This window comes from Bradyrhizobium sp. 76, from assembly GCF_023073025.1.
Lineage (GTDB): Bacteria > Pseudomonadota > Alphaproteobacteria > Rhizobiales > Xanthobacteraceae > Bradyrhizobium.
Genome location: NZ_JADPIS010000142.1, coordinates 1 through 15,074, shown reverse-complemented (window position 1 = coordinate 15,074; position 15,074 = coordinate 1). Strand labels below are relative to the sequence as shown.

Genomic DNA, 15,074 nt, shown 5'->3' with positions numbered 1-15,074 from the left:
GGGGCAAAATAGTGACGTCTCCCACACGTTTGTTCCTTCTCGAGCTACGCAGGCTGATGATACGATCAGGCTGGTGGTGCGGACTGGCTGTCTTTCTCGTTGCAGCGAGTATCGCTGTGGCGCCTGCCTCCGCGCAGAAAAACGATATCGAAGCGGCGCAGAGGCGTTTCACGGAACTCTATGCAGCCGGCAGATATTCCGAAGCCTTGATGCAAGCGCAGTCAACCGAAGCGGCGGCCAGGCGAGCCGGCACGAACAACATCACTTACATTCTGGCAATCAACGATCTCGGTCGTGCCCACCAGGAGTTGGGTCACTACGCCGAAGCTGTCGCCATGTTCAAGCAGGTGCTCGATGCCCTGCAGAAGAATGTTCCGCCGCTCGATCCACGCACCGGGCAGGCTCTCGCCAACCTTGCTACGGCATATCTGCTGCAAGGCAATAGCGTTGAGGCCGAGGGGTTGTACAAACGGGCTCTCGATATCGCGACAAAGTCGCTCGGACCGAGCGACCCCGCTGTGGTCAGGTTGATCGGCAATCTCGGGGATGTCTACACGAACCAGGCGCGTTACGCAGAAGCGGAGGCGCAGTATAAGCGGGCGCTCGAAATGGCCGAGAAGATCAACGGGCCAAACAGCCTGCAGGTCGCGCTGGTTCTCAATAATCTCACCAAGGTCTATGAAGACCAGAGCCGTTTCATCGAGGTCGAGACTGCGACGAAGCGGGCACTTGCGATTCGCGAACAGGCGCTTGGTTCCAATCATCCCGATGTGGCCGCAAGTCTCAACAATCTGGCGCATGTCTACGAGCGGGTGGGCCGCTATGCCGAGGCCGACAGCCTATATCAACGCGCCATCGAAATCTGGGAAAAGGCGCTGGGCCCGAACCATCCTCGCCTCGCCACCTCGCTGCTCAATCTTGCGAGCGTGTATGCGGACGAAGGCCGGTTCGACGACGCCGAGGCCCTTTACAAACGTTCTCTTCTCATCCGGGAATTGGTATTCGGATCGGACAGTATTCAAGTGGCTACCATTCTCAACAATCTCGCTGCGATCTACGAATCCGAGGAGCGCTATAGCGACGTCGAAACCTACTCCAAGAGGGCACTGGCCATTGTCGAAAAATCCCTCGGCGCGGAGAACCCCGACACCGCGAAGGTGCTCCGCAAGCTTGGCGTTGCCTACGACGGGAAAGGCCGTTACGACGAGGCAGCGATGCATTTCAACCGCGCGCTCGCCATCTTCACGAAGACGCTCGGACCCAGTCATCGTTTCGTTGCCACTGTCCTGATCAGCCAAGGCCATCTGTTCGAACACCAAGGCCGCTACGAGGAAGCTGACCAGGCGTATAAGCGCGCGCTCGCGATCAATGAGAGAGCGCGCGGCGTGAACCATCCAGAGGTTGCGAGAGGACTGAACGATCTTGCCCTGTTGAGCATTTCGCGAAACAACCCCGGCGATGCGATCGCCTATTCCCGCAAGGCAACCGCCGCCATCCTGGCGCATGTCGATGACGATGTATCGCCGGGAAAATCGAGCGACGGCTCGGACGGTGGGGTCGAGCAGCGCAGTGCCATCTTCATGACGCATGTGACCGCTCTCGCGGCTGCGGCGCGCGCCGGGAGCGGCGATGCCCAAACGCTCGGCCAGGAGGCGTTCGAGATTGCGCAGCGGGCCATCCAGTCGTCGGCGGGAGCCGCCCTCCAGCAACTTGGGCCCCGATTTGCCGCTGGCAATGACGCGCTTGCCTCCCTCGTGCGCACGAACCAGGATCTATCCGCCAGTTTGCGCGATCGCAACAAGGCGCTGGTCGCGGCACTGGCGAAACCCGATGGTCAGTTAAATGCGGCGCTGGTCGGCGAAATCCGCAAGAATATTGCCGATACCGAGACCAGGCTCGCCGCCAATTCGGCGCAGTTGCAAGAGCAATTCCCTGAATTCGCGAAGCTCGCAACCCCCAGGCCTTCGCCGGCCGAGGACACGCAGAAATTACTGGGGGCCGACGAGGCGCTGGTTCTTCTTCTGGCAGGTGACAGGGAGAGCTATGTTTTTGCGCTGACTGCCGACGGCTTCGACTGGCATGCGATTCCCATCGGGGAGGCGATCTTGCAGCTGAGATCGAGAAGTTCCGCAAGGGATTGGACGTCGACCGGCTCGGGCCGTTCGACCTCAACCTAGCATACAAGATGTTTGGGCAGCTGATTGGCCCCGTCGACGGGCTCATCAAGAACAAGCGGAATTTGCTTGTTGTGCCGTCAGGTGCGCTGACGGCCCTTCCGTTTCATCTGTTGGTGACGGAAAGTCCGACGAAGACATCGCTACAGCTCAATGGCAGAGCGCCCGAACAAGATAGCGCCCAGTATCGCGACGCTGCATGGCTGATCAAACGTCAGGCGGTCAGCGTTCTCCCCTCGGTCGCAAGCTTGCGGACGCTACGGTCGTTTACTCGCAGGGATTCCAGCCAGAAACCGCTGATCGGATTTGGCGACCCGGTGTTTAGTCAGGAACGAGCACCCGGAGGCAACAGGGGCACCGTCCATACGAGGGGAGTAGCCAGATCCTATGCCGATTATTGGCGGGGGGCCGGTCTCGATCGCTCGGCGCTTGCTTCCGCGCCGCCTCTCCCCGACACCGCAGATGAACTCAATGCGGTGGCACGGGACCTTGGCGCAGCTGCCTCCGATATCCATCTCGGTCGTGATGCGAGCGTGACGACCGTGAAGAATGCGCCGCTGGACAAGTTCCGTATCGTGTATTTCGCCACGCACGGTCTCGTCGCAGGCGATATCAAGGGCCTTGCCGAACCGGCGTTGCTCCTCAGTCTGCCCGTCAACCCGAGCCCGAGCGACAGCGGATTGCTGACAGCAAGCGAAGCCGCCCAACTCAAGCTCAATGCCGACTGGGTCGTGCTATCGGCATGCAACACGGCGGCGGGCGAGAAGCCAGGCGCCCAGGCGCTTTCCGGCCTTGCTCGGGCATTCTTCTATGCGGGTGCGCGCGCCCTACTGGTGTCGCATTGGCCTGTCGCCTCCGATGCGGCCACGCGGTTGACCACATCGGCGTTTGATTCCCTCAAAGCCGACCCGACAATGGGGCGCGCCGAAGCTTTGCGACGCGCGATGCTGGCTTACCTCGCCGACAAATCCTCGCAGACCAATGCTCATCCCGCGATCTGGGGGCCGTTCTCGCTGATTGGAGAAGGCGCCAAGCAATAGGATAAAAAACGCCTAAAGCGCGATGAGATGGTTTCAATCTCTCGCGCTTCGGAGCGGGGTCGTTAGAACGCCTCAATGGCGTCAATGCCCGGCCTGCGTCAGAAGTCGAAGCCAACGCCCAGCCGAATGGTGTGGAAAGACTCGCGCAGATTGATCGTCGCACTGCTGGACGGTACGCTACATCCAGTTGAGGCAACGCAAATGGTGTTCACCGCGACGGTCTTGGTGTAGCTGCCAAAATCAGTGTAGCGGTATTCCACCCTGGCTTTCCACCCCCCCCAAATGGCTGTCTCGACGCCGGCACCGACCGTTCCACCGACCCTGGTATCGGACCAGCTCGCCGAGGACGTTGCCGTGCTTCCGGTGAGCGGGATCGGGGTCGTGCTAAGGATGCCTTGATACCGGAACGAACCGCTGATTTGCCCGAGCGCCAGGCCGGCAGTGCCGTAGACCAGCGTATCGGGAGTCACCAGCCATCCGTAACGAACACGGAACGAGCTGTCCCAGGTTTGCTTGACCGAGCCATATTTGTCGTCAAATCGGTAGTTGAGGCAGCCGCCGTCGAAACAGACTGCAGGCAATGTCAAAGCAAAGGTGTTCTCGGCCTTCTTCCATGACCAATCGGCCTCAACGCCGAGCACGCTGTCCCCGAATTGCCAGCGGTATCCAATGAAGGGGCCGATCGTATAACTCAGCGGATGACCGCCAAACCGGAAGTCCGATTCGAAGCAGCTTACGCCAAACGGAAAACCTGCCGGGCAAACATAGGCGCCCGGCTCAACGAAGTTATTGTTCACCGAACTGGTGCCGTTGGATCCACCGACCTGTCCACCGGACCATTTGCTCTTCGCATTTTGCGTCTGTTCCGCCTTTCGCTTTGGAACAACTTGCATATCGGCGGCAAGAACCGGTTCCACCGCGCCAAACGCGAACACGAAAATGAGCCCTGAAAGAGATCGGATATTCATTGATATCGCCCCAAACGGAAAGGTCACGGAAAAGCTGAATTAGAATCAATGTTAAGCCCGAACGGCGGGAACTGATATCGAGTAGAAGCGCACTTCGGTTCTGGGACAGCTCTTTTCCAGGTAGTGTTTCCACCGGGCAACACTTCGGACGCCGCATCAGGACCGTGCGCCGTCGACTGTGACGGCCATCACGCGCATGATGCAACTGACCGGCGAGCGACGCGAATGCTTCGCTCGAAATCTCACCAGCAGCAGGCTCTCGATTGAGAGTGGGCTACCGCGCCGTGACGTTCACCTTGCCGGGACAGGCCGCGGAAGGCCCAGCCCCCGAGAAAATGCCGGACGCCGCGATGCCGGCCGTCGTTTCGGAAGCTGTCCGAAATACGAAAGGGTTTGCGTCATCGCGGATCTGACGACCGGCTCGACCTTGGCGGAATAAACCAGCAGACCAGGACAAGCATGCCCAGCTGAATCCATAGAGCCGAGGTGCATCTAAGCCAGCATCGACCAGGAAGCGAATGATCGCTGTGCCGACGACGTTATGAGGGAGATAGAACGGATATGTGATGAGTCCGAGCGTTCTCCAATAAGCTGGCGCTTCAGAAGAAACGATGCCCACGGAGCGCCTGTTCCTGTTCGCCACAAAGGCAATGAGGAGCACCGCGACCGCCCGGACCATGATCGGTACGAGGGCCAATTGATCCGAGATGGCGGGTATGGACGACAGAAAGAAAGAGGCAAAGAAGTAGATTTCTGCGGCGCCTGAAAGACACGTGACGGCAACTGCGACCTGTTCGAGCCCCGTCAGTTCTCTGTTTGCAGAATGAACAGCCAGATTCCCAGGGCAAAGAAGCAGCCATGTGTCAGCAGGAATGCCGCGCACAGCACCCGAAACATCAGAACGATCAGGCAAGGCAAGTCGCCCGGCGTCGTGCACGACAACACCAGTAACGCGATCGCATTGAATAATCGTGAGACCCCAAGCGAGGTGCCGCAAGGTGATCTTTTTCGCGAGCATTGCGCAGAACACAAGGCCATAAAACGCCGTCTCGGCTGCCAGAGTCCAGTAGACACCGTCAAGCCACTGACCTGTAACTCCCTTGGGAACCATCAGCATCGCGAGGATGTAGGGCAGAATGAATTCGAATGCAGGTCCGCTCCCGAAGATGAGCAGAACAAGCAGGGTTGCGGTGGCCGGAGCTGGGCCGCTTGCCTCGTCCTCTGGCGGACGCTGCCCTGCCGGCGGCATAAGCCCACGGCGCGATGTCATCAGCATTCCAGGCTGTCACATCGCAGCTGTGGCAATGTCAAAGTAATAGCAGATAACGGACTCGACCCCGCACTTGCGGGGCCATATTTCATGCAACGGGGCGACCCCAAACGTCACCTATGGACGCGGGCGAGCCAGTGGGAGAATTCCGAGACTTTCGACTGACCGTTCTTCCCGATGAATCAAGGGCCCATCTCACTCAGCTTCAAGGGCCGCTTCTCGTGTGATGAGGGATTCCGGTTGAGAGTTCTCGCCCGGAGCGGCGCGTGCAGGATTCCTGGACATGTGGTCGAATAGATCGTTCCAACCCTTTTCTCTCGCGGCCCTTTTTCTGCGCTCCGCGCGCCCACGACGCCACTTCCGCTCTGCCTGCAGCTCATGAAGTTTGCAAACGATTTCAGTAATGATATCGCCGATGATCATCTGGTATTCCGCTCATCGCGGCTTGCGGCCTCTTGCTTGCATGACGCTCCGCAGAGGTTCTGCGGAACGCCGAAACCAGCTGAAAGCCTTTGCAATCCCGGCGGTGACTATGGGCGCCGTTTGAATATCGTGTCAATCAGTTCGGTGACGAGCGAACGTCGGTCGGTACGTTCTTCGTAGATGTTGCGCCATGCCCCGTGGCATTTGCGCTCTTGTCGGTGGACAGGTGCGCTCGGCTCACGATCTTCAGTTTCGAGACAACATCGCTATTTTCCTCGCGAAGCACTGTCGTGAAGGTGTCCTCGATCGACTCGATTTTTGCCCGCGAATAGTGACTGCTGTTGGAATCGAGATCGAAGTTGACCTCGACAACGAGCGTCTTCTTGCGATTACGCCCTTTCATTTCCAATTCGAAATACGTCCGAGTCACGCCCTCGATACGCTCGACGAGTTCTCTAACCATCGCTTTGTCTTGGCTCACGTAATCCTCCAAATTGACTGTGTCGGAATTCTTGTGCGGAAATTTGAACACACGACAAGCGCCTTCGTTCCAGACATCCTCGAACGCCTTCCCCGGTACATGCAAAGCTAAGCGACGCTCCTATCAAGCCGCATGCTGTCAACCGACGACTGCTTAGGCCGCCTTCGCGCCTGCGCCGTGCGCGTGCCTGTCGATGGCGTCGATGATGTCTGGCCAGATCGGCATGGGGAGTGCGTGGCCCATGCCTTCAACGATCATCAGCTTGGCACCCGGAATGGAAATCGCGGTATCCTCACCGGCCTTCGGATCAACCAGCGGATCCGCAGTGCCGTGGATCACCAGCGTCGGCGCCCTGACCTTGCTCAACCGTTCCTTGCGGCTTCCCGATGCGAGAACCGCTCGGATTTGCCTGCCGACGCCGGCCGGATCGACCCCGCGATCGAAGACGCGTTCGGCGCGGGAGCGGTCGAGGGCTTCATCCTCGGGAAAACGGCCCGCCCGCAGCACCTTCCAGTTCCGTATAAAGCGCGCGACGAATTTGTCGCGGCTCTTCGGCTGCGGCTCCATCAGCAACGAGACGGCCTCGTTGCTTGGTTGCGGCAAGTCGGGATCGCCCGTAGTCGACATGATCGAGATCAACGACCGCACGCGCTCCGGGAAAACAATTGCGATTTCCTGGGCAATCATTCCGCCCATGGAAGCACCGACCAAGTGGGCCGAGCGAACGCCGAGCACGTCCATCAGCGCGACCGTATCCTGGGCCATGTCGCGTAGTGTATAGGGTGCTTCAGGCGGGATGTTCAGAAAGCGCACCTTGAGCATTTCCCACAGTGTCAGGCGCTTGCCGCCGGTGAACTTGGAAGATTGGCCGATGTCGCGGTTGTCGAAACGAATGACACGAAATCCGCGTGCCGCAATCTGCTCGCAGAAGGCGTCGTCCCACTGCACCATCTGGCCGCCAAGCCCCATGATCAGTACCAACGGCTCGGCGCTGGCTTCGCCGAAAATTTCATAACAGATGTCAACGCCGTTCGCTTTGGCGATGCGAGGTGGCTTATGGGCGACCAACACGGCGAAGTTCTCTCTGGCTGCTTCCAACTCTCTGTAATGCTTCCCCCGCTGCTTTGTTCCATTTGCGCTTGCCCGGGGAACAAGAAGGATTTTCTTCGGTTCAGGATCCCGGTTGGCGGATCATCTGCACAATTGAAAGTATCATCGAAGGTCGACCAGCTTTCCTTTGAGCGACTATTGATGCGGAGCTAATTAGACGAGGCTGCAGTGCTCTGTTCATTCGTCTTAGGGACGAACTGGCTCCTAAGCCGCTCAATTTCATTCATTGCTTCGGCAAGTTGAGCCTCACGCATTGCGAGCAGCCGCCGAAGCGTGCGAACTTCTTCGTCCGTTGAATGAGAATCCATGTGCGTCTCTCCGAGGCGATAGATTTGTCCTACGATTATTCGGCGGTGGCCTTAGAGCAATCTGTTGTCACCAGAAGCGACCCCTCGTCCCGCAGGTTGCGGTTGACCAATGAACGTCTGGGAGTCTTAATTATAGTCCCATATCTCGTCCCTCAATATTGCAATGCATAGTCCTTGGATAGAATTTCGTCCGAAACGTCACGATGCTCAGTCGCGTGTTCTATGTGTCCCCTATGCTGGAGGGAGCGCACAAGTTTACCACATGCTGGCGCGCAGCATGCCCGAAAACATCGAGCTTGGCGCGGTCCAGCTGCCCGGGCGTTGGGATCGTAGGCGGGAACCCCTATTGACCAGGGTTAGCGAAGCATCTCGACACCTGGCTGACGAAATAATACGCCTGTCGCCGATGCCTTATGCCTTGTTCGGTTATAGCCTCGGCGGGCTTATTGCATTCGAAGCGGCGCGTATCCTGGCGAGAGACACCAAGCTGCAACAACCACGAGCCCTAATAGTGGCAGCAGCAGAAGCACCCTCGGAGAAGCCGAGCCGCCCAAAGTTGCACGCCCTGCCCGATGCCGACTTTATCAAGAAGCACATCGATAGGTATCCTGGCGGAATCTCTCCGGCTGTTCTTGCTGAAGCAGACCTGATGGAGATGCTGTTGCCAATACTCAAGGCGGACATGGAGATGTTCGAAACGTACCAGTACCTGCCCGCGCCGGCACTTGCTTGTCCCATCTACGCAATGGCCGGGGACCACGACCCGGTATGCACGCCATCTGCAATGGCTGGCTGGGAAAAGGAAACGAGTGGATCATTTGCTGCCGAAACTGTCGCAGGACATCACTTCTTCATCAATAATGCGGTCGAGCGCCTGCGCGCGACGATCTTGAGAGCTCTGGCATAACGGACCTGTGCCAGACGACCCTCAGGCCTATCGCGTTCGCGTCGCCAGTCGGGCTCGAGAAGCGCTGCCTTTGCCGCTTAGCCGATCGAGAGCACTGCTTCTACTCCGCCGAGCCGGAGCCCGTGCCGTCTTGAGCCGCCTCCGCTCGCAATTTGAAGCGCCGAGTCTTACCCGTCGCAGTCTTCGGCAGTTCTGTGCGGAACTCGATCCAGCGGGGGTATTTGAAAGTCGCTAACTGCTTGCGGCAGTGCTCTCGAAGGGCAAGCGCCATTTCTTCGTTCGGCTTGCCGGATGGCTTCAGAATTACAAATGCCTTGGGCTTGATCAGGCCGTCCTCGTCGGGCCAACCTGCGACGGCCGCTTCGAGCACGTCGGGATGACTTAGCAGCGCACCTTCGACCTCGATTGGCGACACATAAATTCCACCGACCTTCATCATGTCGTCCCGACGCCCGCAATGCGAATAGTAGCCGTCCTTGTCTTGGACGTATTTGTCTCCCGAACGAAGCCACCCGCCTAGAAAAGTCGAGCGGGATCGCTCGCGATCGTTCCAATACATGATCGCTGCTGTCGGCCCCCGTACCTGCAACTCACCCACCTCGCCCTGCGCGACAACGGCGCCGGCGTCGTCAACGAGACGGATCTCAAAACCCGGCACGCGCTTGCCGCTGGTGCCGTAGCGCACCTCTCCCATGCGATTGCACAGGAACGTGCTGAGCATTTCAGTAGACCCGAGACCATCCAGTATATCGACGGCAAAGCGCTCGCTCCAGGTCTGCCCGACATTGACCGGAAGCGCCTCGCCGGCAGAAAGACAACATCGAAGCCTCAGCGCTTCGCGTTCCACCGGGTCCGCCGCAAGAAACGCCGTATAGAAACTCGGCACCGCAAAGAACACGGTGATGCCATGCATTCGCATCAGGTCCGCGACCGAGTTGGGAGTCGGGCGCTCCGATGCCAGCACCGTCGTCGCGCCGACCGAGAGAGGATGGACCATTGAATTGCCAAGCCCATAAGCGAAAAAAAGTTTCGACACCGAATAGACGACGTCGTCCGCAGTGAGGCGGAGTACGTGAGCGCCGTAGCAAGAGGCGGTGTATCCCAGGGTGGCATGCACATGCACCGCAGCCTTCGGCGTCCCGGTCGAGCCCGAAGTATAAAGCCAGAAGCACACCTCGTCGCTGACCGTCGGCGCGGTATAATCGGTTGCAACGGCCGCCTGCAGGGCATCCTCGAAGAGTGCGCGCCCAAAACCCTGGTTGCCTGACACGAGAATGTGCTCGAGGTCCGGAGCCGCATCTATCAGGTTCGCGAACAGCGGATAAAGCTCCTCTGACACGATCAGCAGGGGCGCGCGGCTATCCTCCAGTATCGTACGATATTCCGCCTCCCCCAGCAGTGTGTTGACCGGTATCGCGACGACCCCTGCCTTGACGGCGCCAAGAAACGACGTCGGCCAATCGATCGTGTCGGTGAGGCAAATCAGGATGCGTTGCTCGCGCTGAATGCCAAGACCGCGCAGCAGATTGCCGAATCGGGCGACCCGCTCGGCAAGCTGGCCATAGCTCCAGGTCCCGCGCTGGTCGATATAAGCGGCCTTGTCGCGACGTCCCGCATTCAGGTTTCGGGTAAGGACATCTTCAGCGAAGTTGTAAAGACGCGGGATGGCCATATCCGCGCTGCCGTCGATGTCCAGATCGGGAGCGCTCGGGGCTGAAATGTTCATGCTCTCTACCATGGACCTCACTCGAACACATCGCGGACGGAAAGTTCCGTGCGGCAGATCACGTTTTGACTTTCCGAATGTCGCGGATTTGCCGCTGCATGAGAAGCATCGAAACGATTGCAGCCGCCATGAAGCCGAAAACGATCCAGCGACTGCTCACGCCCACGATGTCGTTCAAGAGCGACATGTCACCCTTCGCAGCCAGATAAGCCGCGACACAAAAGGCTATGGCCCAGATTCCGTAAAGCGCAGCCCGCGTTTGCATGCTCTTCAAAGCAGGATTGAAGAATCGAAACGATGCCGTGAGGCTGGCTGCATCCGTCAACAAGCGACCCGCACGATACTTGGAGGCCAGCACGACTTCCGGCCAGCGATGAATCCCCTCTCTTACATCTGAGACCAACCCTAACGTAAAGAATTCAGGCAAATCGGAAAGCCAATCGTAATCGGGCGCCAGATCAGAGACGACCGCGTCGACGGTCATGATGGTCTTGTAATAGATGCTCAGTTCCTGCGGCATGAGGATCCTGTGACGCCGCGCAATCGTCATGGTGCCCGTCAGCAATTCGGTGGTCAGCCGCCTTATATCCGCCCCCTCAATATCCAGGGCAAGGCGATACATTTGATACGCGATGAAAAACTCTTCTCGCGCTTGGCGCAGATCGGTATCCTCCGACGGAACGAGCAGCTTGAAATTTTCAACGACGGCCTGCTCGATGTTCCTCCGGTACAAATTGATGAAGACCTTGGAGAGTGCGGATCGGAACTCCCTGGACAGTCGACCGGTCGCACCGAAATCTACAAATCCGATCCTGTTGCCGCCAAGCACGAAAACATTGGCCGGATGAGGATCTGCGTGAAAGATGCCATCGCGGAAAATTTGATTGTAGATCGACCAGAAGTAATTTCGCGCGATCTTCTTGAGGTCGTCTGGCTCCAGGTTCAGATCGCGCAAAGCTTGGGAGTTCTGCGCTCGCGCCGCATTGCTGACCTCCAGCAGCGAGATGCCCGTCAGCAGCTTGGTAGCCAGAACGCGCCGCGTGCAAAACTCAAAACGAACTTCCGCACAGACTTGAATTGGATCGTGCTCGGATCGAGACTGTATTCTAAAGGAATTTCTCGCTTCAGTCGTGAAATCCAGTTCCTCTCGACTCCACTTCTCGAATTCTTCCGCGAAGGAGCGGAGCGCGGTCCCGCCCAACGAATCCACGAGGCCGACCAGCGAAGCAATCATCCGAAAAATGCGAAAATCGGCTTCAAATTGTTCCTGGACGCGGGGCCCTTGCACCTTGACTGCGAGCTTTTCGCCATCATGCGTAGTTGCGATGTGGACTTGGGCGATCGAAGCGGTCGCGTGCGGCACAGGATCGAACGACGCAAATATCTGCTCAGGAAACGAACCAAACTCGCGCAAGATAACTTGCCGGATCGCCTCGTATGGAACGGTCCGGGTCCGGTTGAGAAGCTTCAACAGTTCGGTGCAATATTCCCTCGGCAGCAAATCGAACCGCAACGCGAGTGCCTGTCCGACCTTTATCCAGGCGCCGCCCAAGTCTTCCAAGACAAGGCGCAGGCGCACTTCGGGCGGAACCGCTACTTTCCCTGGCCAAAATCTGGGACGGATATAGAAACGCCAAGCAGCCGAGATGATTTGGCACAGACGGCGCGCGCCCAAAAACACGTGACCAATTCTATCGATCAATTGCTAATCACTCATCACGAGTCAGATCACGACAAACAATATAAGCCAATGTCAATATTTAGCACGATGCTGGCGGATTTGTACAGTCTTGAGGCTTTGCCCCGACGGGCAATCGCGGCAGCGAGTTGAGTGACGATCGAGACAGTGTGCATCACAGTCCAGCCGAGGACGCCTCACGCGACGGACCACAATGGGCTTGCACGCACATGCAGCGGAACCTAGGATTACGGCGGCGAGGGCCCGCCTCCAAGTCCCGCAACGGCCGCTTGCGCGGATAACACGCAGTGGAGCAGATGCCCGATTTATTCAGAACGATAGCGCGCCTTTTCCAATTGTTGATCTTGCTGGCACGGTATCAATTGCCTGCGATATTGACCTTTCAGTCGAGGCCACAGAAATCGGCGCGCGCCCTGCGCGCAGTGTTTGAAAAACTGGATTTCACCTTCGTCAAGCTCGGCCAGGCTCTGGCTCTTCGCTTTGATCTATTGCCGGCAAATTATTGCCTGGAACTCCTACAAGTCACCAACGAGGTGGCCGCAGAAGACTATTCAGAAATTCATCAAATCGTCATTGAAGATCTCGGTCGGCCTCCCGAAGAGATCTTTGGCGCGTTCGAACGCACCCCCTTTTCTGTCACGTCAAGCGGACAAATTCACCGGGCGACTTCGCGCGGTGGGGTCAGGCTCGCCGTGAAGATACAGAATCCGGCTACACGAAGAAAATACATCACGGATATCCGCTTGATGCAGTGGCTTGCCGCCCCTTTGGATTGGGTAGGAGCTTTTGGAGCCAATTCAGTTGCCGCCTATGTCGATGAGTTCGCGCGCGCTCTATTTTCGGAACTCGATCTCGCGGAGGCTGCGCGCAATGCGACCGTCATGTCGGAGTTATCCAAGGACGATGACGCCGAGTTCAGTTTCACGGTCAGAAAAGAGTATTCCGGCAAACGCATTCTAACCTGGGAATTCGTTGATGGGATACCCGTGCGACAAATCTTGAACGCAATCCAACAGGACGATCGGCAATACCTCGAGAAACTCAAAGACCAGGACTACGATCTGCGTCTCATCGCACGTCGTATTTACTGGAGTACGCTCAACCAGATTTATCGGGACGGGCTTTTCCATTCCGACCTTAGTTCTGCCGGCATCCTGGTCCTGCCGGACAATCGAATAGCCTATGTTGATTTTGCCGTTGTTGGACGGTTCACCGAGGAGCATCAGGATTCATTTCGGTTCTTCATGCAGTACGTGCTTCGTGAACAATTCGACGACGCAATGGATGAGCTATTGCGGTGGATCGAAGGCACATCGAATAGGAATCTTGCGGGATTCCGCCGGGATATGTCCGTCGTTTTCGAGGACTATCTGGACGGTTTTCGCAGCCCCGTCGGAAGCGTGACCTGGCTGGCCGCCAGAAATATCGTGGTTCGGATGATGTCTGTCATACGACAACACGGCTTATCTGTTCCCGCTACGGTTTCGCTGTACTTGCGGACTTTGCTGACACGGGACGCAATCGTCTTTGAACTTTCGCCCAATTGCGATCCATTGGCGAACGAAGCGCAATTTATGGTACGCGCCGCCCGGATCGACGTTGGCGAAGTCTTCAAGCAAAGGGAACTGATTGGAAGCGTTACCGAGACTTGGGGAGAAACCAAGGAGATCGTAGCCAATCTGAGCAAGCTCCTTACGTCCGGCCGCTCGATCGAAGTATCACTCCGAATGTTGCAAACTCGCCTCTTGCAGTATGGCATTTGGACAGCCTTGATCGGCACAATCGCATCTCTAGGATTTCGAGAGAACGCTTTCGCGAGCCTGAATGCCGCACTCGGGGTCGGGCAATATTTCATTCCCGGAACGCTGCTTTTCTGTGCTTTTATTTTTATGGTTCTGGCGCTCCGCCAGGGGCGCAAGCTTGCCGCGATCGAGCACTCTACTGTGGTCGGGCAAGAGGTGAGCCGACGCAGTCTTGGGCGAGTGCGGTAGGCTTCTCAGCACAATCAAGTCGCCACAATCTTGAGGTAGCGGTTGGCAGGAGCAGCAGGGCGTCCCAGGGCGGATCAGAGCGCTCAGAGAAATGTGACCGAGGCCACACAATAGCCCCAAGCAGCGCGCGACTGCGAATTTCGATCCGTGCCCACTCGACTGGGAGCGGATGGACAAGTTCTTAAGACATGCTATCTTTTGATTATCGATATTGGAGATTGTTCATGAGCAAGGCTTCGACGGAGTCCCGACGTTCCGATAGCGCTTCCGATGCGTTTACCGAACACGAACCGTGGTCGGTTTCTGAGAGTGATGTTGCAGCTTGGGCCGAGCGCGAGAAGAAGCGTCGGCAAGCATGGCTTGAGGGCCCGAATGAAGAAGAAAGACAGGCATGGGCTGATGCCGAGCGGCAACGCCGCAAGCGCCAGTACCGTGATGATTTGTTAGACATTGATCTTTTTGACATCGATCTTGATGAAGGTCGTCGGTTCGCCGACCGAATGATGGCCGGCTTTACAAACCGGATGGTCGATACACCTCTTCGTAAGCTGGGCGACTTGCTTCGCGAGGGGCGGAACGCTGAGTCCCGTCGAACGGAACCGTTGCGCCGGCGTCGCCGGGTGCATCCTGACGACATTGATTGAGAAATTGCAGACCGTTGTGTGCGCGCACCGCACACAACGGTCGTTGTTTCACCTGTGAAGGATTTGAGAAAGAGCCCGCCTGGGTGCCAGGCGGGCTCTTTTGCGAATGACCGGCAAGCAGGAACGGATCCGGGCTCATTTTTGGCATGACGGCCGAGCTCATCCCATGTGAAGAACGATCCGACCACGCGGTGACGTGGTCTGAATGTTTCTGTGGCGCTAAGGATTGAGGTCGATCGCGTAAAACCGCGCCCGGGAAGTGTGTCACAAGTCACATAACTTTGCAGCACCCCCAGACTATTTTTACGCACTTGGAGCCGCTTCCCGTCCGGG

12 protein-coding genes are annotated in these 15,074 nt (G+C 57.6%); 5 read left to right on the top strand and 7 right to left on the bottom strand.

Annotation, left to right across the window (positions count from 1 at the left end; all coding sequences use genetic code 11):
• The first annotated feature begins 116 nt into the window (after positions 1 to 116).
• Together IVB48_RS35195 and IVB48_RS35190 are read left to right on the top strand one after the other, a co-directional pair.
• Entirely contained in the window at positions 117 to 2,177 is a 2,061-nt protein-coding gene (locus tag IVB48_RS35195; protein WP_247407524.1) for a tetratricopeptide repeat protein, read from the top strand.
• Positions 2,138 to 3,214, top strand: a complete 1,077-nt coding sequence (locus tag IVB48_RS35190) for a CHAT domain-containing protein (protein WP_247407522.1) — start codon at positions 2,138 to 2,140, stop codon at positions 3,212 to 3,214. Before IVB48_RS35195 ends, IVB48_RS35190 begins: the two co-directional genes overlap by 40 nt.
• A gap of 98 nt (positions 3,215 to 3,312) precedes the next feature.
• On the opposite strand, the gene IVB48_RS35185 is transcribed toward IVB48_RS35190, so the two are convergent.
• The 5 genes from IVB48_RS35185 to IVB48_RS35165 all read right to left on the bottom strand — a co-directional run bounded on the left by IVB48_RS35185 (position 3,313) and on the right by IVB48_RS35165 (position 7,424).
• The gene (locus tag IVB48_RS35185; protein WP_247407520.1) at positions 3,313 to 4,182 is read right to left on the bottom strand and encodes an outer membrane beta-barrel protein; all 870 of its coding nucleotides are present in this window, start codon (positions 4,180 to 4,182) and stop codon (positions 3,313 to 3,315) included.
• Between the two features lie 274 nt (positions 4,183 to 4,456).
• Positions 4,457 to 5,458, bottom strand: a complete 1,002-nt coding sequence (locus IVB48_RS35180) for a hypothetical protein (RefSeq protein ID WP_247407518.1) — start codon at positions 5,456 to 5,458, stop codon at positions 4,457 to 4,459.
• 189 nt (positions 5,459 to 5,647) lie between these two features.
• On the bottom strand, positions 5,648 to 5,875 hold the full coding sequence (locus IVB48_RS35175; RefSeq protein ID WP_247407516.1) for a hypothetical protein: 228 nt from the start codon (positions 5,873 to 5,875) through the stop codon (positions 5,648 to 5,650).
• A gap of 136 nt (positions 5,876 to 6,011) precedes the next feature.
• On the bottom strand, positions 6,012 to 6,356 hold the full coding sequence (locus IVB48_RS35170) for a hypothetical protein (protein ID WP_247407514.1): 345 nt from the start codon (positions 6,354 to 6,356) through the stop codon (positions 6,012 to 6,014).
• A 153-nt stretch (positions 6,357 to 6,509) separates the two neighbouring features.
• Entirely contained in the window at positions 6,510 to 7,424 is a 915-nt protein-coding gene (locus IVB48_RS35165; protein WP_247407544.1) for an alpha/beta hydrolase, read from the bottom strand.
• 513 nt (positions 7,425 to 7,937) lie between these two features.
• On the opposite strand from IVB48_RS35165, the gene IVB48_RS35160 reads away from it, so the two are divergent.
• Positions 7,938 to 8,681 (top strand): alpha/beta fold hydrolase, encoded by a 744-nt coding sequence (locus IVB48_RS35160; protein ID WP_256468937.1) that lies wholly within the window; start codon positions 7,938 to 7,940, stop codon positions 8,679 to 8,681.
• A gap of 100 nt (positions 8,682 to 8,781) precedes the next feature.
• Here IVB48_RS35160 and IVB48_RS35155 read toward each other — a convergent pair whose 3' ends face one another.
• Positions 8,782 to 10,407, bottom strand: coding sequence for a benzoate-CoA ligase family protein (locus IVB48_RS35155; RefSeq protein ID WP_247407510.1), 1,626 nt, complete (start codon positions 10,405 to 10,407; stop codon positions 8,782 to 8,784).
• 58 nt (positions 10,408 to 10,465) lie between these two features.
• Positions 10,466 to 12,109, bottom strand: a complete 1,644-nt coding sequence (locus tag IVB48_RS35150) for an AarF/UbiB family protein (protein ID WP_247407508.1) — start codon at positions 12,107 to 12,109, stop codon at positions 10,466 to 10,468.
• 293 nt (positions 12,110 to 12,402) lie between these two features.
• Here IVB48_RS35150 and IVB48_RS35145 point away from each other — a divergent pair, with 293 nt between their 5' ends.
• On the top strand, positions 12,403 to 14,097 hold the full coding sequence (locus IVB48_RS35145) for an AarF/UbiB family protein (RefSeq protein ID WP_247407543.1): 1,695 nt from the start codon (positions 12,403 to 12,405) through the stop codon (positions 14,095 to 14,097).
• 224 nt (positions 14,098 to 14,321) lie between these two features.
• Positions 14,322 to 14,741 carry a hypothetical protein gene (locus tag IVB48_RS35140; RefSeq protein ID WP_247407498.1) on the top strand — a complete coding sequence of 140 codons (420 nt, stop codon included), beginning with the start codon at positions 14,322 to 14,324 and terminating at the stop codon, positions 14,739 to 14,741.
• The last annotated feature ends 333 nt before the right edge of the window (positions 14,742 to 15,074 follow it).